This is a genomic window from Streptomyces sp. NPDC040432, from assembly GCF_055595445.1.
This window is the reverse complement of the sequence record NZ_JBVIVP010000007.1, coordinates 291,480-310,960: the sequence shown is the minus strand read 5'-3', so window position 1 is coordinate 310,960 and position 19,481 is coordinate 291,480. Positions and strand designations below refer to the sequence as shown.

The following is a 19,481-nucleotide window of genomic DNA, read 5'->3' as shown; positions in this document are numbered from 1 at the left end:
AGGGGACCGATGGACACCGACCGTCTGCCGGGCTGCTACCGACACCCGGACCGTGACACGGGCATCACCTGCACCCGCTGTGAACGCCCCATCTGCCCGGAGTGCATGATCAGTGCCTCGGTGGGCTTCCAGTGCCCCGAGTGCGTGCGCCACGGCTCCGGGACGGGGCACGCCGCCACGGCCAACGCCCCGCGCACCGTCGCCGGCGGGATCGTCGCCTCCGATCCCGTACTCGTCACCAAGGTCCTGATCGGGATCAACGCGGCCGTGTTCCTCGCGGCGTTCCTGGTGCCGGGGCTGGCCATCCAGCTGGAGCTGCTGGGGCGCTACGTCGAGTACTACGGTGCGCCCGTCGAAGGGGTCGCCACCGGGCAGTACCACCGGCTGCTGACCTCGGTGTTCCTGCACGTCGAGTGGTGGCACATCATCGGCAACATGCTCGCCCTGTGGGTGATCGGCGGCCCGCTGGAGGCGGCCCTGGGCCGGGTCCGCTACCTGGCGCTCTACCTGCTGTCCGGGCTCGGCGGCAGCGCCCTCGTCTACCTGCTGACCGCGCCGAACACCCCGACCCTCGGCGCCTCCGGTGCCATCTGCGGGCTCCTCGGCGCCACCGTCGTCCTCGCCCGCCGGCTGCGCTACGAAATGCGGCCGGTGCTGATCACGCTCGGGCTGATGCTGGTGGTGACCTTCGTACCGTTCGGCGGCAGCTGGTCGGTGTCCTGGCAGGCCCACATCGGCGGACTGGTGACCGGTGCGCTGGTCGCGCTGGGGCTGCTCGGCCCGGCCACGGGCAGGAAGCGCACACTCATCCAGTGGGGTACGTGTGCGGCGGTGTTCCTGCTGGCGGCGGCGGTGGTCCTGGTCCGGACGGCCGAACTCACCTGATCACACCGGCGTCAACTCTCCACAGAGTTATCCACAGATCTTCTGTCTTTTCCTCAGGTGTGGATGACGCTGTGGATAACTCATGGGGAGAGCTTGCGTTCCGGCGCCGGATGCGCACTGCTCCGGCGTCGGACGCGTACTACTTCCACTGCGTGGAGACGCCGAACCCCGCTGCGATGAAGCCGAAACCGACCACGATGTTCCAGTTGCCCAGGGCCTCGACCGGCAGCTGGGTATCGGTCACGTAGAAGACGACGATCCACGCGAGACCGATGAGGAAGAACGCCAGCATGACCGGCGCGACCCAGCTGCGGTTCGTCAGCCTGATCGTCTGCGCCTGCTTCCCCGCCGGCGGCGGTGTGTAGTCGTCCTTCTTGCGGATACGTGACTTCGGCACGAGGGGCTCTCCTGTCGATGCGCTGGGGGACCTTGCCTGCCCCGGGCGTCCGTTAGCGTAGTGGACCTGTGGCGTTGAAGGAGAAGGGTACGTTGAGCAATTCCGACGACTCCTCCGCGGGTCCCCGTCTGCGGGCCAGACCGGTCCGGCTGCTGACGGCCGCCGTTTTCGCCCTGGCCGGCCTCATTTTCGTCACCAGCTTCAACACGTCCAAGGGTACGAACATCCGCACGGACGCGTCTCTGCTGAAGCTGTCCGACCTCATCCACGAGCGCAGCGCCGACAACGCCGAGCTGGAGAAGAGCGCCGCGACCCTGCGCCGCCAGGTCGACGCCCTCGCCGACCGCGACGACGGCAGCACCAAGGCCGAGGACGCCAAGCTGGCCGCCCTGCGCACAGCCTCGGGCACCGAGGAGCTCTCCGGCAAGGGCCTGACGGTCACGCTCAACGACGCGCCGCCCAACGCCACGGCACGCGTCCCGGGAGTGCCCGAACCGCAGCCGAACGACCTCGTGATCCACCAGCAGGACCTGCAGGCCGTGGTGAACGCCCTCTGGCTGGGTGGAGCCGAGGGCATCGAGGTCATGGGACAGCGGCTGATCTCCACCAGCGCGGTGCGCTGCGTCGGCAACACGCTCATCCTGCAGGGCCGCGTCTACTCGCCTCCCTACAAGGTGTCGGCGGTCGGCGACCCGGGCGCGTTGCGCAAGGCACTCGCGGACTCCCCGGCCCTGCAGAACTACCAGCTCTACGTCAACGCCTACGGGCTGGGCTGGAAAGTGGACGAGGAGAAGAAGCTGACACTGCCCGGCTACTCCGGCACAGTGGACCTCCACTATGCGAAGCCGCTGGAATCCGCCTCGCCCTGACGTCGTACTGCGCCTGGTGGTACGGACGTTCAGCGAGGTGTGCCTGACGGTCGGCACGCTCATCGTGCTCTTCGTCGCCTACGTACTGCTGTGGACCGGGGTGAAGGCCGACCGGGCCATGGACGGCGAGCGGGACCGACTGCGCGCCGGCTGGGCGGCCGGCGCCCCACCGGCGGCGCCCCGGGCCTCCGCCGCCCCGGAGCGGACCGGGGAACCCGGTGCGGCCCCCGGGGCCGCACCGGAGGGCGACCGGCCCGCCTCCTACCCGCCCGGCCGTGCCTTCGCAGAGATGACCATCCCGCGGTTCGGCGCCGGCTGGACGAAGCCCGTCCTGGAGGGCACGGATCCCGAACTGCTGAAGAAGGGCCTCGGCCACTACACCGGCTCGGCCCGGCCCGGCGGGACCGGGAACTTCGCGGTCGCCGGCCACAGGCGGACGTACGGCGACCCCTTCAAGGACATCCCGATGCTGCGGCCGGGAGACACCGTGGAGGTCCGGGACGCCACGCACCGGTACACGTACACGGTCCGCGCGCCGGCCCTGCGCGTCCTGCCCACGGAGACGGGCGTCGTCGACGCCCTGCCACAGAAGTCGCCCTTCACCACTCCCGGCAAGTACCTGACGCTGACCACCTGCGAGCCGGAATGGGGCCACAGCCACCGTCTCGTCATCTGGGCGGAACTCACGTCCACCCGGTCCGCGGAGCCGGCCCGGGTCGAGGGATCGCCCAGGTGACCCACCCCGCGGGCCCGCCGCCCTTTAGGCTGTTGCGGTACCGCCCCCGCGGTGCGTGGAGCGAGAGGGACGCGGACGGAATGTACGGCTGGATCTGGCGGCACCTGCCGGGCAACGCGTGGTTGCGCGCGCTGATCTCACTCGTACTGGTCCTGGCGGTGGTGTACGTGCTGTTCCAGTACGTCTTCCCGTGGGCCGAGCCGCTCCTTCCGTTCAACGATGTGACGGTGGACGAGGGATCGGGAGCCACTCCGTGAGCGCGCGCATTCTGGTTGTCGACAACTACGACAGCTTTGTCTTCAATCTGGTCCAGTACCTCTACCAGCTCGGCGCCGAGTGCGAGGTGCTGCGCAACGACGAGGTCGAACTCTCCCACGCCCAGGACGGCTTCGACGGCGTCCTCCTCTCCCCCGGACCGGGAACCCCGGAGGAGGCGGGCGTCTGCGTCGACATGGTCCGCCACTGCGCCGACACCGGCGTCCCGGTGTTCGGCGTCTGCCTCGGCATGCAGTCGATGGCGGTGGCCTACGGCGGGGTGGTGGGCCGGGCCCCCGAGCTGCTGCACGGAAAGACCTCGCCCGTGGTGCACGAGGGCCTGGGCGTCTTCGCCGGGCTGCCCTCCCCGTTCACCGCGACCCGCTACCACTCGCTCGCGGCCGAGCCCCTCACCCTCCCCGACGCGCTGGAGGTCACGGCGCGCACCGAGGACGGGATCATCATGGGCCTGCGGCACCGGGAGCACGACGTCGAGGGCGTTCAGTTCCACCCCGAGTCGGTACTGACCGAGTGGGGGCACCGGATGCTCGCGAACTGGCTGGTCCGCTGCGGGGACGCGGGAGCCGTGGAGCGCTCGGTGGGGCTGGCCCCGGTGGTGGGCAAGGCCGTCGCGTGACGACGGTCGCGCCGTCCGCGCCCACCGAGGGCCGGGCCGCGCGGCGCAGGGCCGCCCAGGAGGCCGCGAAGCGCTCGCACGCCCGGGCGCGCCGGCGGGGCGGGCGGGGCCGCAGACGCGCCCGCCCGCGCTCCGGGGGCCCGGTCGTGGTGCTGAGCCGGGCGATCGGTGAGCTGTTCATCACCGTCGGCCTGGTGATGCTGCTGTTCGTCACGTACCAGCTCTGGTACACGAACCTGCTGGCGCAGCGGACCGCGGACGGGGCCGCCGGCTCCCTGCGGCAAACCTGGGAGCGCGCCCCCGACCCGGCGCAGGCCGGCCAGGGGGCGGCGCCCCCGGTGGGCGCCTTCGAGCCGGGGCAGGGGTTCGCGATCCTCCACATTCCGAAGCTCGACCTGAAGGTGCCGGTCGCGGAGGGCATCAGCAAGCCGAAGGTGCTGGACCGGGGCATGGTCGGGCACTACGGCGAGGGCGCGCTGAAGACCGCGATGCCGTCCGACCCGCAGGGGAACTTCGCGGTGGCCGGACACCGGAACACGCACGGCGAACCCTTCCGTTTCATCAACAGGCTGGCGCCCGGGGATCCGATCGTCGTGGAGACGCGGGACGCGTTCTACACGTACGAGATGACCTCGATCCTGCCGCAGACTCCCCCGACGAACGTCTCCGTGATCAAGCCCGTGCCCGACGGCTCCGGATTCACCGGCCCGGGGCGGTACATCACCCTCACGACCTGCACTCCCGAGTTCACGAGCACCTACCGGATGATCGTATGGGGCAGGATGACCGAAGAACGCCCCCGCAGCCAGGGCGCACCGCCCGCGCTGAACAGCCCGTAAGGACGAATCCGCAGTGTCTCGTGCCCGCCGCCGCTCCGCACCGCCGCCCCGAAACCGCGGCGTGATCGCCGGGTTCCTGAGCCTGCTGGGAGAGCTCCTGATCACGACGGGCCTGGTCCTGGCCCTGTTCGTGGCGTACTCGCTGTGGTGGACGAACGTCCTCGCGGACCGTGAGGCCTCGGCGCGCGGCGACGAGATCCGTCAGCTGTGGCAGGAGAGCCCGGCGCCCCCCGCCGGCAAGCCCGGCGCGCCCGCCGAGCCGGGCGCCCTCGACACCGGGGACGGCATCGGGTTCCTGCACGTACCGGCGATGAGGAACGGCGAGGTACTGGTCAAGCCGGGTACCGCGCCGGACATCCTGGACGACGGGGTCGCCGGCTACTACACCGAGCCCGTGAAGTCCGCCCTGCCCTGGGACGAGAAGGGCAACTTCTCGCTGGCGGCCCACCGCGACGGGCACGGGGCGAAGTTCCACAACATCGACAAGGTGAAGAGCGGCGACCCGATCGTCTTCGAGACCCGTGACACCTGGTACGTGTACAAGGTCTTCGCCGAGCTGCGACAGACCTCGAAGTACAACGTGGACGTCATCAGCCCGGTCCCCAAGGAGTCGGGCAGGACGGCCCCCGGGCGCTTCATCACGCTGACCACGTGCACGCCCGTCTACACCTCGAAGTACCGCTACATCGTGTGGGGCGAGCTCGTGCGGACCGAGAAGGTGGACGACAAGCGGAGCCTGCCGGCGGAGCTCCGCTGAGGCCCGCACCAGGACGGTGTTTCACGTGAAACGGGCCGGCTGATCCACGGGCCGGCTGATCCACGGGACGGCCGATTCACGGGCCGGCTGTTTCACGTGAAACAGGCCCGGCCCCTCTCCGCGGAGAGGGGCCGGGCCTTCGTTCGTACGGGGTCACGCGGGTGGTCAGCGGCCGCCCAGGCCGCCGATGAACCCGCCGCCGTTGCCGTTACCGCCGCCCTGCTGTCCGCCCTGACCGCTGCCGGGCGAGGTGTGGACGTTGATGACGGTGCCCGCCGGCTGTGGGGTGCCCGCCGTGGGGTCGGACTGCAGGACCGTGGCGTTGTCGTCCGCCGGGCCGGACAGGACCGAGCCGAAGACCAGGCCGGCCCGCTTGAGGTCGTCCTTGGCCTGGGCCACGGTCCGGCCGAAGAGCAGCGGCACCGGGGTCGGCGCCGCTGCCGCCTTGGCGATGCTGACGTTGACCGGGGTGTCCTTGGCGAGCTGCTCGCCCGCCGGGTACTGCTGCTGGACGATCGTCTTGGGCGCTGCCCCGGGCTGGTCGACCTCGGTGGTGCTGCCGAGCTTGAGCTTGGCGGCCGTGAGCGCCTTGATCGCTTCTTCCTTGGTCTTCCCCGCGAGGTCGGGGACGGTGCCCTTGGAGATCTCCTTGGAGACGATCAGCTTGATGACCGAACCCTTCTCGGCCTCGGTCCCGCTCTTGGGGCTCTGCTCCAGGACGATGCCGGGGCTGCTGGAGTCGGACTCCTTGAGTTCCTTCTCGACCTGGAAGTTCTTCGCCTTCAGGGTGGACTCGGCGAGCTCGTACTTCATCCGCACCACGTCGATCACCGGGACCTTGGGAGCGCCCGAGGAGACCTTCACCTTGACCTCGGTGCCCTTGTCGACCTTCAGGTCGGGCGCCGGCACCTGGGAGCAGATGTTGCCCTTCGGCTGGTTGTCACAGGGCTCGTCACCCGCCTTGACCACCGTGAGGCCCGCGTTCGGGGCCCGGCTCTGCGCCGCTTCGAGGGTCTCGCCGATGAACTTGGGCACGGTGGACCGGTTGTCGGCCGTCTTGTTGAAGAGGGCCTGGCCGATCAGGATCGCGCCGACCAGGACCAGGACCCCGGCGAGGACGAGCAGGATCGTGGAGGCCCGGCTCTTCTTCTGACGGCGGCCGTGGCCGCCCTGGTCGTAGCTGGCCCCGTGCCCCTGGTCCCCGTAACCGTTGTCGCCCGGGGGCATCGGCGGGAGCATCGAGGTCTGCCCGGAGTCGGGTGAGCGCAGTGCGGTGGTGGGCTGGTCGTAGCCCTGGTGTCCGTAGCCGCCCTGGTCGGGGTAGCCGTACCCGGCCGCGCCCATGGAGGCGGTGGCGGCGACGGGCTGGCCTTCGAGGCAGGCCTCGATGTCGGCCCGCATCTCGTCGGCGGACTGGTAGCGGTAGTCGGGGTCCTTGACCAGTGCCTTGAGGACGATGGCGTCCATCGTGGGCGTGATCTCGGGGTCGAAGTTCGACGGGGGCTGCGGCTCCTCGCGGACGTGCTGATAGGCCACGGCCACCGGGGAGTCCCCGACGAACGGCGGCCGCACGCACAGCAGCTCGTACAGCAGGCAGCCCGCGGAGTAGAGGTCGGAGCGCGCGTCGACCTGCTCGCCCTTGGCCTGCTCCGGGGAGAGGTACTGGGCGGTGCCGATCACGGCGGCCGTCTGCGTCATCGTCATGCCGGAGTCGCCCATGGCGCGGGCGATGCCGAAGTCCATGACCTTGACCTGTCCGGTCCGGGTCAGCATCACGTTGGCGGGCTTGATGTCGCGGTGCACGATGCCGGCGCGGTGCGAGTACTCAAGGGCCTGGAGGATGCCGATGCACATCTCCAGGGTGCGCTCCGGCAGCAGCTTGCGGCCGGAGTGCAGCAGCTCGCGCAGGGTCGAGCCGTCGACGTACTCCATCACGATGTACGGGATGGAGATGTTGTCGACGTAGTCCTCGCCGGTGTCGTACACGGCGACGATCGCCGGGTGGTTGAGCGACGCGGCCGACTGGGCCTCGCGGCGGAACCGGGCCTGGAAGGACGGGTCGCGGGCGAGGTCGGCGCGCAAGGTCTTGACGGCGACGGTACGGCCGAGCCGGGTGTCGTGACCGAGGTAGACCTCGGCCATGCCACCACGGCCGAGCACGTGGCTCAGCTCGTACCGGCCGCCGAGGCGACGCGGCTCTTCCATAACGTTTGCAGCCCTCTCCGTCAGTCCCGACCGCACCCGTGTGTGGTCCGGCGGTGTGCTGTTCGCGGCAAGGCTACCGGCCGATCGTCGGTGATCCGTTCGTGACCACAGGCTGATATCGGACCGGTACCGAGTGCTCGGACCCTGCCGCCGGTTGTCATCGCTTGCTCTTCAGTACGGCTTCCATGACGGCCTTGGCGACGGGTGCCGCCTGACCGCCACCGCTGATGTCCTCGCGGTCGGCGCCGCTGTCCTCGATGACCACGGCGACCGCGACCGGCGAGGTGCCGTCGGGGTTCTCCGCGTAGGAGATGAACCAGGCGTAGGGGCGCTTGGCGTTCTTCTCGCCGTGCTGGGCGGTACCGGTCTTGCCGCCGACGACGACGTCCTTGATCTTGGCGTTGCCACCGGTGCCCTTGTCGACGACGTTGACCATCATCTGCTGGAGCTTCTGCGCGTTCGCGGCGGAGAGGGGGCGGCTCATCTCCTGCGGCGAGTGCTTCTCGATCACGTCGAGGTTGGGCGCGGTCAGCTGGTCGACCATGTACGGCTTCATCAGCTTGCCGTCGTTGGCGATGGCGGCGGAGACCATGGCCATCTGCAGGGGCGTGGCGGCGGTGTTGAACTGGCCGATGGAGCTCTGGGCGTTGCCGTCCCTGCCCATGGTCTTGTCGTAGACGCTGGCGAAGGCGCGGACCGGGGTGTCGATGGTGTCGTTGAAGCCGAACTTCTCGGCGGTCTGCACCATCTTGTCGCGGGTGACCTTGTCGCCCAGGCTCGCGAAGACCGAGTTGCAGGACACCTCAAGCGCGAAGTTGAGGCTGGCCTTCTCGCATCCCTTGGCGTGGTTGACCATCGGGGTTCGGGTGCCGGGCAGGATGTACGGCTCGGGGGTGTCGGTCGGCGCGTTGACGTCGGTGACGACGTTGTTCTCCAGCGCGGCGGCGGCGGTGACCACCTTGAAGGTGGAACCCGGCGGGTAGGTCTCGCGCAGGGCGCGGTTGACCAGGTTCTTGTCCGGGCTGGCGTTCAGGTCGTTCCAGGCCTTGCCGTCCGCCTCGGAGAACCCGGCGAAGCTGGACGGGTCGTAGGACGGGGTGCTCGCCAGGGCCAGGATGGCGCCGGTGCGCGGGTCGATGGCGGCGACGGCTCCCTTGCGGTTGCCGAGTCCGTTGAAGGCGGCCTTCTGGGCGGCGGTGTTCAGCGTGGTGACGACGTTGCCGCCCTGCTTCTTCTCACCGGTGAACATGCCGATGGTGCGGTCGAAGAACAGCCGGTCGTCGTTGCCGGTGAGGATGCCGTCCTCGATGTTCTCCAACTGGGTGGAGCCGAAGACCTGCGAGGCGTAGCCGGTGACGGGCGCCCACAGGGGGCCGTCGGTGTAGGTCCGCTTGAACTTGAAGTCACTGCCGTCGGTCTCGGCGGAGCCGGTGATGGGCTCCCCGCCCTGGACGACGATGTTGCCGCGCTCGGTCGCGTACTGGGCGATCAGTACCCGGCGGTTCTCCTTGCGGGTGCTGAGGTCCTCGGCCTGGACGTACTGCAGCCAGTTGGTCCGGATCAGCAGCGCGAGGACGAGCAGCCCGCAGAACAGCGAGATGCGGCGCAGGGGCTTGTTCATGACGGGCGGACCACCTGGGTCATCTCGGAGTCGGGGGACGGAGCGGGGGCCGGGGCGGGTCGGCGTGCCGTGTCGCTGATCCGGATGAGGATCGCGATGAGCACCCAGTTCGCGAGGACCGAGGAACCGCCCGACGCGAGGAAGGGCATGGTCATGCCGGTGAGGGGGATGAGGCCCATGACTCCGCCCGCGACGACGAAGATCTGCAGGGCGAAGGCGCCGGACAGCCCGATGGCGAAGAGCTTGCCGAAGGGGTCACGGGCGGCCAGGGCGGTGCGGACGCCGCGCTCGATGATCAGGCCGTACAGCAGGAGGAAGGCCATGACGCCGGTGAGGCCGAGTTCCTCGCCGACGGTGGAGAAGATGAAGTCGGAGTTCGCGGCGAAGCCGATCAGGTCGGAGTTGCCCTGTCCCCAGCCGGTGCCGAGGACGCCGCCGGAACCGAAGCTCATGATCGACTGTCCGACCTGCTCACAGGCTCCCGACGTCGCGTAGCAGCCGAAGGGGTCGAGCCAGGCGTCGACACGTGCCTGGACATGGCTCGCGAAGGAGGCGACGACCACGGCGCCGCCGACCGACATGAGCAGACCGATGACGATCCAACTGGTCCGCTCGGTGGCCACGTACAACATGATCACGAACATGCCGAAGAACAGCAGCGAGGTGCCGAGGTCGTTCTCGAAGACCAGGACGAGCAGGCTCATCGCCCAGATCATCAGGATCGGGCCCAGGTCGCGTCCGCGCGGCAGGTAGAGCCCCATGAAACGCCGGCTGGCCAGGGCCAGGGCGTCGCGTTTGACCATGAGGTAGCCCGCGAAGAACACCGCGATGACGATCTTCGCGAACTCGCCGGGCTGGATGGAGAAGCCACCGACGCTGATCCAGATCTTGGCGCCGAAGACGTCCGCGCCCAGACCGGGGATGACCGGAAGGATCAGCAGGACCAGGGCGCTCGCCATGGAGATGTACGTGAACCGCTGGAGCACCCGGTGGTCCTTGAGGACCAGCAGCACCACGGCGAACAGGGCGATGGCCATCGCCGTGTACATCATCTGCCGCGGCGCCGACTCCGAGAAGGCGCCGAAGTTGCGCTTGGCGAGCTTCTGCAACCGCTCGGACTGGTCGAGCCGCCAGATGAGGACGAGGCCCAGACCGTTGAGCAGGGTGGCGATCGGCAGCAGCAGCGGATCGGCGTACTTCGCGTAGCGGCGCACGATGAAGTGCGCGATGCCGGCGAGCACACCGAGGCCGAGCCCGTACAGCAGCATGCCCGGAGGCAGCTTGCCGTGGATCGCCAGGCCGACGTTGGCGTACGCGAAGATCGGGATGACCACGGCGAAGACGAGCAGCATGAGCTCGGTGTTCCGCCGGCTCGGTGCCTCGATGGCGCCGATGGTGGTCGTGTTGGTGACAACGCTCATGGTGTGGCAGGCCCCCTGTGCCCGCGTATCTCTACTGCTTTTCGCACAGACCGGCCATCGTCTGCTCCGCGGGAGTCAGAACGGGGCCGGGCGTCTGGTTGTTCTGCGCCTCGGCGGCGCGGCGGGCCTCGTCCTTCTTGCAGGCGGCGACCTGGGTGCCGAGCTCGTCGACCTTCTTGCGGGCGCCGTCGAGACTGCCCGCGGTGATGGTGGCCTCGACCTGCTTGCGCTTGAAGGACGGCAGGTACTTCAGTTCGATGTCGGGGTGATCCGTCTCCACCTTCGAGAGGTGGATCCAGGCCAGGTTCTGGCTGATGCCGCGGTACAGCGCGACGTGCTCACCCTTGACGCCGATGTAGTACTGGGTCTGCGTCCAGCGGTGCGCCGCGTACAACCCACCACCGACGACCCCGGCCACGATCAGCAGGATCAGGGTCCGGGTGGTCCACTTGCGCCCTTTGCTGCGGCGCCTGCGGGGTCGGTCGTACGTGTCCTCGTACTGCGCGTCGGCTTCGTAGGCGTCGGGTTCGCCGAAGCTGCCGTAGCCGCCGCCGCCCGGGTTCTGGTCGGGGTATCCGTAGCCCGGGGCCTCACCGCTGCCGGGAGGGCCGAAGGAACCGGCGGGCGGACCGGCCTGACGGCCGAGGCCCGAGGCGCGACCGGCCGGCGTCTGCATGGCGTTGCCGCCGTCGAAGAGTTGGTGCTGGTTCTCGGCGACCGCGCCGACGACGATCGGGGTGTCGTTCAGCTGGGCGGCGAGGGTGTCGCCGCTGTCGGTGTCGAGGACGTCGGCGACGATGCAGGTGATGTTGTCCGGACCGCCGCCGCGCAGGGCGAGCTGGATCAGGGACTGCACCGTCTCGTTGGGGCCGTGGTAGTCGGCGAGGGTCTCCTCCATGGTCTGGTGGGAGACGACGCCGGACAGTCCGTCGGAGCAGATGAGGTAGCGGTCACCGGCCCGGACCTCGCGGATCGAGAGGTCGGGCTCCACGATGTCGCCGCTGCCGAGCGCCCGCATGAGGAGGGAACGCTGCGGATGGGTGGTGGCTTCCTCCTCGGTGATGCGCCCCTCGTCGACGAGGCGCTGCACCCAGGTGTGGTCCTGGGTGATCTGGGTGAGGACGCCGTCGCGGAGCAGGTAGGCGCGCGAGTCACCGACGTGGACGAGCCCGAGGCGCTGACCGGTCCACAGGAGGGCGGTGAGCGTGGTGCCCATCCCCTCCAGCTGCGGGTCCTCCTCGACCATCACGCGCAGCTGGTCGTTGGCCCGCTGCACGGCCACGCTGAGCGCGGTGAGGATGTCGGAGCCCGGCACGTCGTCGTCGAGCTGGACGAGGGTCGAGATCACCTCGGAGCTGGCGACCTCGCCGGCGGCCTGGCCGCCCATGCCGTCGGCGATCGCGAGGAGCCGGGGACCGGCGTAGCCGGAGTCCTCGTTGCCCTCTCGGATCATGCCCTTGTGCGATCCGGCGGCGAAACGCAGGGACAGACTCATACGCACCTGCCCTGTCGACGCTGCCTCCGGGTACAACCGGTCTCGACGAGCCACACTGCCCACCCTCCGGTCGGGAGCGCGCTCGCGTCCGTGTCCCCGGTGGGACGGACCGCTGCGGCTCGCTCGCTCCGCTCGCTCATTCTCGTACTACTTCCGCAGCTCGATGACGGTCTTGCCGATGCGGATCGGGGCACCCGGCGGAATGGGCGTCGGGGTGGTCAGCCGGGTCCGGTCGAGATACGTGCCATTGGTGGACCCGAGATCCTCGACGATCCACTGGCCGTCACGGTCGGGGTAGATCCTGGCATGCCTGCTGGAGGCGTAGTCGTCGTCCAGCACGATCGTGGAGTCATGGGCCCGGCCCAACGTGATCGTCTGGCCGGCGAGGGCCACCGTGGTGCCCGTGAGGGTGCCTTCGGAGACGACGAGTTTGGTCGGCGCACCCCGGCGCTGGCGCTGCTGGGGTGGTGCGGACTGCCGCCCGGTCTGCTGCGGCGCACTGGTGGCGCCGCCGCGGCGCGAGCCGCGTTGCGTCACTCTCGTGCCGAACAGGTCGCTGCGGATGACCTGAACGGCCACGATGACGAACAGCCACAGAACGGCCAGGAAACCCAACCGCATGACCGTCAGGGTCAGCTCTGACATTGCCCCCGCTTCACCCTTCGGCTTGCCGGTAAATGATGGTGGTGCTGCCCACGACGATCCGCGAGCCGTCGCGGAGCGTAGCGCGGGTGGTGTGTTGTCCGTCCACCACGATGCCGTTGGTGGACCCGAGATCCTGGATCGTCGGGGGTGTTCCGGTCCGGATCTCACAGTGCCGGCGCGATACGCCGGGGTCGTCGATCCGCACATCGGCCTCGGTGCTTCGGCCGAGTACGAGCGTGGAGCGCGAGATCTGGTGGCGTGTGCCATTGATCTCGATCCAGCGGCGCGTGGTGCCGGGGGCGCCGGTGGGAGCCGGTGCGCCCTGGCCCGGGCGGTTGCCGGGTCCGCCCGGAGGCGGTCCGGCGGGCATGGGCGGGGCGCCGACCGGCGGGTAGCCGTAGCCGCCCTGCTGTCCGGCCTGAGGCCCGGCCTGGGGTCCGTCCTGGGAGGTACTGGAAGCCAGCGTACGACTGCGCACCCGGTACAGACCGGTGTCGAGGTCGTCGGCCTTCTCCAGATGGACCTTGATCGGGCCCATGAAGCTGTACCGCTGCTGCTTGGCGTAGTCGCGGACGAGGCCCGCGAGCTCGTCGCCGAGCTGCCCGGAGTAGGGGCTCAGGCGCTCGTAGTCCCCGGCGCTGAGCTCCACGATGAAGTCGTTCGGGACGACGGTCCGCTCGCGGTTCCAGATGGTCGCGTTGTTGTCGCACTCCCGCTGGAGGGCTCCGGCGATCTCGACCGGCTGGACCTCGGACTTGAACACCTTGGCGAAGGTGCCGTTCACCAGACCTTCGAGTCGCTGCTCGAACCGCTTCAGAACTCCCATGGGGCACCTCCTCCGTCGTTGTCGCCCTGTACTGCTTACTGATCGTATCCACGCGTGGCGGATTCGGCTGGTTCCCCTTCGGTCCCGTGCGCAGGAGTGTTGGTCCTCACAAGGGATCGTAGGGGTGCTCAGGTGACAGTGTCCCGCACCCGGAGCGGACTGCGGGAGGGGCCGTCCGGTCCGCCCTCGGGGGGGCCGGGAAAGCGATGTGATTCCACCCCGTTCGACGTGCTAATCTTTCGACGTCGCCAGGGGAACGGCCCGAAAGGGAAGAACCGCTGGGGTGCTGCTCGGGCGAGTGGCGGAACGGCAGACGCGCTGGCTTCAGGTGCCAGTGTCCTTCGGGACGTGGGGGTTCAAATCCCCCCTCGCCCACATCGAGGAAGCCTCGATCCGGAATCCGGATCGGGGCTTCCTGCATTGTCGGCCACCGATCCGACCACCTTCCGACTTTCGTCGCGCGGGACGCGACGAAAGGAGGCAGCACCGGGGGGCGACGGGTGTCTAGGGTCGCTGGCGTGGATACGAGGGCGAGAGCGCGGGCGGGCTGGGACTGGCTGAAGGGGCCGGAGCCCTGGTCCCGGAGCACGTTGGCGGGGGACCTGACGCTCGCCGCGGCGATAGCGCTGCTCGGCGTGGGGGTCGACGAACTCAGTCGGAGCTCCGCGGTGAAGACGGTCGCGGCCGCCGTCCTCGTGGTCGCCCTGACCCTGCTGCGACGGCGCCTGCCCGCGACGACCCTGATCGTGGGCGCCGCGGCCAGTGGGCTGCTGCCCGGTGTGTTCCTCGTGACGATCGTGTTGGGCTGGTCCGCGGGCCGCCGGATCGTCGGCGTCGGCCGGGCGTTGGCCGTCTTCGTCGTGGCCTTCGTCGCGGAAGTGGGCATCAGCCTCATCGACCAGTGGTCGCAGCTGCGCCCCCTGCTGGTGATCGTGTTCTCCACGCTGATGTTCCTTGCGTCGACGGTCATGCCCGGCCTGGCCAGCCGCTACTGGCACCAGCGCCGGACCTTGCTGAGCGCCCTTCAGGAGCGCAACGCCCAGCTCGTGCGCGAGCGGACGATGGTGGCCGGGCAGGCCCGACTGCGGGAGCGGCAGCGGATCGCCCAGGACATGCACGACAGCCTGGGCCACCAACTCGCACTGATCTCGGTGCACACCGGCGCGCTGGAGGTCGACCCCGCGATCACCGACCGGCAGCGCGAGGCCGTGGGAGTGCTGCGGCAGGCCTCGGTGGCGGCGATGCACGAACTGCGCGAGGTCGTGGGCATCCTGCGCGACGGGGTGGAGGCGCCGCTACCGGCGGAGGAGGCGCAGCCCGCGGCGCGCGGGGTCGCCGGGATCGGCGGGATCGTGGAGGCGGCGCGGGCCGCCGGGACCGACGCACGTCTTTCGGTGACGGGGCACCCCCGTTCCCTCGCGGCGGCCTGCGACCACGCCGCGTACCGGATCGTGCAGGAGGGGCTGACCAACGCCTACAAGCACGCTCCGGGCGCCGCGATCACCGTGGAACTGCGGTACGAGGACGACTCCCTGGTGGTGGAGATCGCCAACGGGCCCGCGTCCGGCCCCGGGGCCGGGGAGGTGGTGTCCGGCGGTCAGGGGCTCACGGGGCTCCGGGAGCGGGCCCGGCTGGTCGGCGGGATGGTGCACGCGGCGGCCGCCGAGGGCGGGGGATTCCGGGTCGCAGGGGTGCTCCCGTACGGCGCGGAGCCGGCCGGTGTCGTCGACGACGTCGCCGACGACTTCGGGCAGCGGTCGCAGGCCCTGGCGACGGCGGCCAAGGGCGCACCGCCCCTCGACTGGGCGGCGGTCGACCGGGAACTGGCGACGCCGTTGCGCAGTCGGCCCGCGGGCTGGGCCCTGGGGTGCGGGATCGCCGTCGCGGCGCTGGTGCTGCTGGTGATCGTCATGGGGGCCGGGGTGGCGTTGCTGGTGAGCTCCGCGAACAAGGCGATGATCAGCGGCGAGGAGTACGACGCGGTGCGCGTCGGCGAGACGGAGAAGGCCGTCCGTGACCGGCTGCCCTCCGGGGACAGCATCATGACGTCGGGCCTCGACCGGAAGGGGCCGCCCAGGCCCGAGGGGTCGGACTGCCTGGCGCTGTTGTCGGAGGACGACTCGGACGACCTGTCCACCGACGACGTGTTCCGGTTCTGCTTCAAGGACGGCAAGCTCGTCGAGAAGCAGGCGTACGAGGTCAAGCAGTAGGAGCGCGGGTGACAGCCAAGGTGATCAGAGTGGTGATCGCTGACGACGAGCCACTGATCCGGGCGGGCATCAGGATGATCCTGACCTCGGCGCCGGACATCGAGGTCGTCGCGGAGGGTGCCAACGGGCGGGAGGCGGTGGAGCTCGCGCGTTCCCACACGCCCGACGTGGTGCTCCTCGACATCCAGATGCCGGTCATGGACGGACTGACCGCGCTGGGAGAGTTGGGACGGGCCGCACCGGACGTGCGGGCCCTGATCCTGACCACGTTCGGGGAGAAGGAGAACGTGCTGCGGGCCCTCGGTGAGGGCGGCGCGGGGTTCCTGCTGAAGGACTCGGCGCCGGGCGAGCTCATCGGCGCGGTCCGGGCCGCCGCCGCCGGGGACGCCTACCTCTCCCCCTCGGCGACCCGACACGTGGTCGACCAGCTGGCGACCGGCCGGGCCGCCGGCCGGGGCGAGGCGGCCCGTCGGCGCGTGGCGGAGCTGAGCGAACGCGAACGCGGGGTGCTGGCCCTGCTCGGGGAGGGCCTGTCCAACGCGGACGCGGGCCGGCGGCTGCACATGAGCGAGGCCACCGTGAAGACGTACGTGAGCCGGATCCTCGCCAAGCTGGGCTGCGACAACCGGGTGCAGGCGGCCCTGCTGGCCAGGGACGCCGGCCTCTAGATACGGTCGGGCCGAAAACGGCCGGGCCGACGTGGAGTCGGCCGGATCGGCCGACATGGAGCGACAGGTGCGGGGGCGGCGCGAATGGTGACGGTACCGGAGCAGAACGCGGTGGGCGCAAGAGTCGACGCGGTCGCGACCGCGATCACGGCGGCGGGCCCCGGGGGCGGTCGGATACCGCCGGTCGAGGGCTTCGCGCCCCGGTCGGTGGCCGGTTCGCCGAAGAAGGCGGGCAAGGCCCTGCGCGGTCGCGTGCCGCGTGCGGCGCACGCCCGGTTCGAGGCACCCGCCGGACGGCCCGACGCCGTGCGGGCCGTTGAGGAGTCCAACGAGGGCAGGGTTGCCGAACTGACCCCGATACGGGTCGGTCGGATGGCCGCGAACCCCTTCGCGTTCCTGCGCGGAGCGGCCGGGCTGATGGCGCACGACCTGTCCGGCGGCCCGGTGACCGGTGTCGCGGCGCAGATCTGCGGCGACGCCCACGCCGCCAACTTCGGTCTGTACGGGGACGCCGGCGGCCGGCTCGTCATCGACCTCAACGACTTCGACGAGACCGTCGTCGGACCGTGGGAGTGGGACGTGAAACGGCTGGCCACCTCCCTGGTGCTGGCCGGAAGGGTCGCGGGCGCGGACGAGGACACCTGCCGGGCGGCGGCGCGTGACGCGGTGGGCGCGTACCGCAGGACCATGCGGCTGCTGGCGAAGCTCCCGGCGATCGACGCGTGGAACGCCATCGCGGACGAGGAACTCGTCTCGCACACCGACGCACGGGACCTGCTGGGCACGCTGGAGCGGGTCTCCGCGAAGGCCCGCAACAACACCTCCGCCCGGTTCGCCGCCAGGTCCACCGAGATCGGCGCCGACGGGGGCCGGTGCTTCGTCGACGCGCTGCCGGTGCTGCGCCGCGTCGGTGACGCGGAGGCGGCCGCGGTGGCGGCCTCGCTGGGCCCGTACCTGCAGACCCTGTCGGGCGACCGGCTGCCGCTGTTGGCCCGCTACGCGATCCAGGACGTGGCGTTCCGGGTGGTGGGTACGGGCAGCGTCGGCACGCGTTCGTACGTGGTGCTGCTGCTCGACCACCGGGGGGACCCGCTGGTGCTCCAGGTGAAGGAGGCGCGGCCGTCCGTGCTGTTGCCGTACCTGCCCGGGCTGGGTTTCCACGCGGCCGCGGAGGAGCACGAGGGCCGGCGGGTGGTGGCGGGGCAGAAGCGGATGCAGGTGGTGTCCGACATCATGCTGGGCTGGACCACGGTGGAGGGGCGTCCCTTCCAGGTCCGCCAGTTCCGCAACCGCAAGGGCAGCGTGGACCCGGCGGCGCTGTCCGTCGCGGAGTTCGACGACTACGGGCGGATGACCGGTGCCCTGCTGGCGCGGGCGCACGCGCACAGCGCCGATCCGCGACTGCTGGCCGGTTACTGCGGCAAGAACGAGGAGCTGGACGAGGCCATGGCCACCTTTGCGGTGGCGTACGCCGACCGGACCGAGGCCGACCACGCGGATCTGGTGGCGGCCGTCCGGACCGGGCGGATCGCGGCGGAGGCCGGGGTCTGACCCGCGGCGTCGCACAGGAACAGAGGTCAGGGGGGCCGGGGTGGAGGCGTGGGCGGAACGCGGGCGATGTCCCACGTGGGTTTCCGGCGATGTCCCGCCTGGAGCTCGGGGGATGTTTCACGTGAAACCGGACGGTGTTTCACGTGAAACACCGTCCGGGCGGACGGGCCGTAGGCTGGCCGGGTGAGCGAGCAGACCGAGCACCCCGAGCACCCCGGCCCCGGCGCGTCCGAGGCCTCCGAAACCCCTGCGGCTCCCCCGGGCTCCGCCGACGAGCGGCCCGAGGCGCGGCTGGACCGGGCCGTGCGGGCCGCCGAGCAGGCCCTCATCGAGTTCGAGATCGCCGTCGAGACCTTCCGGGTCGAGGTCGAGAACTTCTCCCGCCTCCACCACCAGAAGCTCGGGCCGATGTACTCACGGCTCGACGAGTTGGACGCGTTGATCGCGGAAGCGAAGGCCGCGCGCAGCGGGGACCCCGAGGACCTGCGGCTGGCCCGTGAGGCGCGCTCGCTGGTGATGCCCATGCCCGGAGTCGACGAGCTGTTCCACGACTGGCTGGACTCGGACGGGATCTCGGACGACGCCTCCGCGATGCTCACCGGCCGGGCCGTGCGGCCCCCGGAGCGGGTGCGCCCCTCCGAGGAGGTCCGTCGGCTCTACCGGGAGCTGGTCCGCAAGGCGCACCCGGACCTCGCCCAGGACGAGGCCGAGCGGGAGCGTCGCGACACGTTCATCGCGCGCGTCAACGCCGCCTACGGGCGCGGCGAGGAGCAGGTACTGCGCGAGTTGGCCGAGGAATGGGCGGCCGGTCCCGCGCCGGAGGCCGTGCGGCCGAGCGAGAGCGAGGAGCTGTACGCCCGGCTGGAGTGGCTGGCCCGGCGCAAGGAGCTGCTCGCGGTGTTGGCCCGGGATCTGGAGGACAGCGCGATCGGTTCGATGCTGCGGATGGCCCCGGACGACCCGGACCGGCTGCTGGAGGAGATCGCGGAGCAGTTGCTCGCCCAGGTCTCCGAGCGCGAGGCGGAGCTGAAGGCCCTCGCCGGGTAGGTTGGCAGGCCAGATCCGCGAAGAGAGAAGGCGACAGCTATGAACTTCGGACCGCTTCCCTCGGTGGACGCCGCCGCGGTGCCCTCCGAAGGCTTTGTCCTGGACGTCCGCGAGGACGACGAATGGGCGGCCGGGCACGTCGAGGGCGCGCTGCACATTCCGATGAGTGACTTCGTGGCGCGCTTCGGCGAGCTCACCGAGGCCATCGCGGAGGACGGCCGGGTGCACGTGATGTGCCGGGTCGGCGGCCGTTCTGCCCAGGTCACCCAGTACCTGGTGCGTCAGGGCATCGACGCCGTGAACGTGGACGGCGGGATGCAGGCCTGGGAAGGTGCCGGGCGCCCGATGGTGACGGACAACGGGAACCCGGCCTTCGTGCTCTGAGGCGCGCGTCGCCCCGGTGCCGGCTCGCGCGCG

At 70.4% G+C, this 19,481-nt stretch carries 18 protein-coding genes, 1 tRNA gene and 1 pseudogene; 13 read left to right on the top strand and 7 right to left on the bottom strand.

All coding sequences use genetic code 11. The features are described from left to right. Positions 1-9: 9 nt before the first annotated feature. Positions 10-885, top strand: a complete 876-nt coding sequence (locus ACZ58N_RS18740) for a rhomboid family intramembrane serine protease (protein ID WP_471160787.1) — start codon at positions 10-12, stop codon at positions 883-885. Positions 886-1,024: 139 nt separating this feature from the next. Here the strand turns inward: ACZ58N_RS18740 and crgA are convergent, their stop codons facing one another. Then, on the bottom strand, positions 1,025-1,282 hold the full coding sequence (gene crgA, locus ACZ58N_RS18735; RefSeq protein WP_281209452.1) for a cell division protein CrgA: 258 nt from the start codon (positions 1,280-1,282) through the stop codon (positions 1,025-1,027). Positions 1,283-1,374: 92 nt separating this feature from the next. Here crgA and ACZ58N_RS18730 point away from each other — a divergent pair, with 92 nt between their 5' ends. From ACZ58N_RS18730 to ACZ58N_RS18705, 6 genes and pseudogenes are all read left to right on the top strand, one after another. Then, positions 1,375-2,151, top strand: a complete 777-nt coding sequence (locus ACZ58N_RS18730; RefSeq protein ID WP_471160784.1) for a DUF881 domain-containing protein — start codon at positions 1,375-1,377, stop codon at positions 2,149-2,151. After that, positions 2,120-2,887 carry a class E sortase gene (locus tag ACZ58N_RS18725; RefSeq protein WP_471160782.1) on the top strand — a complete coding sequence of 256 codons (768 nt, stop codon included), beginning with the start codon at positions 2,120-2,122 and terminating at the stop codon, positions 2,885-2,887. The genes ACZ58N_RS18730 and ACZ58N_RS18725 overlap by 32 nt, the downstream gene beginning before the upstream one ends. A gap of 80 nt (positions 2,888-2,967) precedes the next feature. Continuing rightward, entirely contained in the window at positions 2,968-3,144 is a 177-nt protein-coding gene (locus ACZ58N_RS18720) for a hypothetical protein (RefSeq protein ID WP_362875158.1), read from the top strand. Beyond that, positions 3,141-3,779, top strand: a complete 639-nt coding sequence (locus tag ACZ58N_RS18715; RefSeq protein WP_389699889.1) for an aminodeoxychorismate/anthranilate synthase component II — start codon at positions 3,141-3,143, stop codon at positions 3,777-3,779. The genes ACZ58N_RS18720 and ACZ58N_RS18715 overlap by 4 nt, the downstream gene beginning before the upstream one ends. A gap of 140 nt (positions 3,780-3,919) precedes the next feature. Then, positions 3,920-4,618, top strand: a pseudogene (locus ACZ58N_RS18710) (class E sortase); the annotation flags it as partial. Positions 4,619-4,631: 13 nt separating this feature from the next. After that, positions 4,632-5,375 carry a class E sortase gene (locus tag ACZ58N_RS18705; protein WP_471160778.1) on the top strand — a complete coding sequence of 248 codons (744 nt, stop codon included), beginning with the start codon at positions 4,632-4,634 and terminating at the stop codon, positions 5,373-5,375. Positions 5,376-5,540: 165 nt separating this feature from the next. Here ACZ58N_RS18705 and pknB read toward each other — a convergent pair whose 3' ends face one another. From pknB to ACZ58N_RS18675, 6 genes are all read right to left on the bottom strand, one after another. Then, on the bottom strand, positions 5,541-7,580 hold the full coding sequence (gene pknB / locus ACZ58N_RS18700; RefSeq protein ID WP_471160775.1) for a Stk1 family PASTA domain-containing Ser/Thr kinase: 2,040 nt from the start codon (positions 7,578-7,580) through the stop codon (positions 5,541-5,543). Positions 7,581-7,737: 157 nt separating this feature from the next. Next, positions 7,738-9,201 carry a peptidoglycan D,D-transpeptidase FtsI family protein gene (locus tag ACZ58N_RS18695; protein ID WP_471160772.1) on the bottom strand — a complete coding sequence of 488 codons (1,464 nt, stop codon included), beginning with the start codon at positions 9,199-9,201 and terminating at the stop codon, positions 7,738-7,740. After that, on the bottom strand, positions 9,198-10,622 hold the full coding sequence (locus ACZ58N_RS18690; protein WP_471160769.1) for an FtsW/RodA/SpoVE family cell cycle protein: 1,425 nt from the start codon (positions 10,620-10,622) through the stop codon (positions 9,198-9,200). Before ACZ58N_RS18690 ends, ACZ58N_RS18695 begins: the two co-directional genes overlap by 4 nt. Positions 10,623-10,653: 31 nt before the next feature. Next, entirely contained in the window at positions 10,654-12,117 is a 1,464-nt protein-coding gene (locus ACZ58N_RS18685; RefSeq protein ID WP_471160766.1) for a PP2C family protein-serine/threonine phosphatase, read from the bottom strand. A gap of 147 nt (positions 12,118-12,264) precedes the next feature. After that, on the bottom strand, positions 12,265-12,762 hold the full coding sequence (locus ACZ58N_RS18680) for an FHA domain-containing protein FhaB/FipA (RefSeq protein WP_266575716.1): 498 nt from the start codon (positions 12,760-12,762) through the stop codon (positions 12,265-12,267). A 10-nt stretch (positions 12,763-12,772) separates the two neighbouring features. Further along, positions 12,773-13,588 (bottom strand): FhaA domain-containing protein, encoded by an 816-nt coding sequence (locus ACZ58N_RS18675; protein ID WP_471160763.1) that lies wholly within the window; start codon positions 13,586-13,588, stop codon positions 12,773-12,775. 292 nt (positions 13,589-13,880) lie between these two features. On the opposite strand from ACZ58N_RS18675, the gene ACZ58N_RS18670 reads away from it, so the two are divergent. The 6 genes from ACZ58N_RS18670 to ACZ58N_RS18645 all read left to right on the top strand — a co-directional run bounded on the left by ACZ58N_RS18670 (position 13,881) and on the right by ACZ58N_RS18645 (position 19,448). Then, a tRNA-Leu gene (locus tag ACZ58N_RS18670) sits at positions 13,881-13,963 on the top strand. A gap of 143 nt (positions 13,964-14,106) precedes the next feature. Continuing rightward, positions 14,107-15,798 carry a sensor histidine kinase gene (locus ACZ58N_RS18665; protein ID WP_471160760.1) on the top strand — a complete coding sequence of 564 codons (1,692 nt, stop codon included), beginning with the start codon at positions 14,107-14,109 and terminating at the stop codon, positions 15,796-15,798. Between the two features lie 20 nt (positions 15,799-15,818). Beyond that, positions 15,819-16,466, top strand: coding sequence for a response regulator transcription factor (locus tag ACZ58N_RS18660; RefSeq protein ID WP_471160833.1), 648 nt, complete (start codon positions 15,819-15,821; stop codon positions 16,464-16,466). Positions 16,467-16,550: 84 nt separating this feature from the next. After that, complete coding sequence (locus tag ACZ58N_RS18655; RefSeq protein ID WP_471160757.1) at positions 16,551-18,017, top strand: DUF2252 domain-containing protein; 1,467 nt, start codon at positions 16,551-16,553, stop codon at positions 18,015-18,017. 183 nt (positions 18,018-18,200) lie between these two features. Further along, the gene (locus ACZ58N_RS18650; RefSeq protein ID WP_471160754.1) at positions 18,201-19,064 is read left to right on the top strand and encodes a J domain-containing protein; all 864 of its coding nucleotides are present in this window, start codon (positions 18,201-18,203) and stop codon (positions 19,062-19,064) included. Between the two features lie 39 nt (positions 19,065-19,103). After that, positions 19,104-19,448 carry a rhodanese-like domain-containing protein gene (locus tag ACZ58N_RS18645; protein ID WP_362875172.1) on the top strand — a complete coding sequence of 115 codons (345 nt, stop codon included), beginning with the start codon at positions 19,104-19,106 and terminating at the stop codon, positions 19,446-19,448. Positions 19,449-19,481 lie beyond the last annotated feature (33 nt).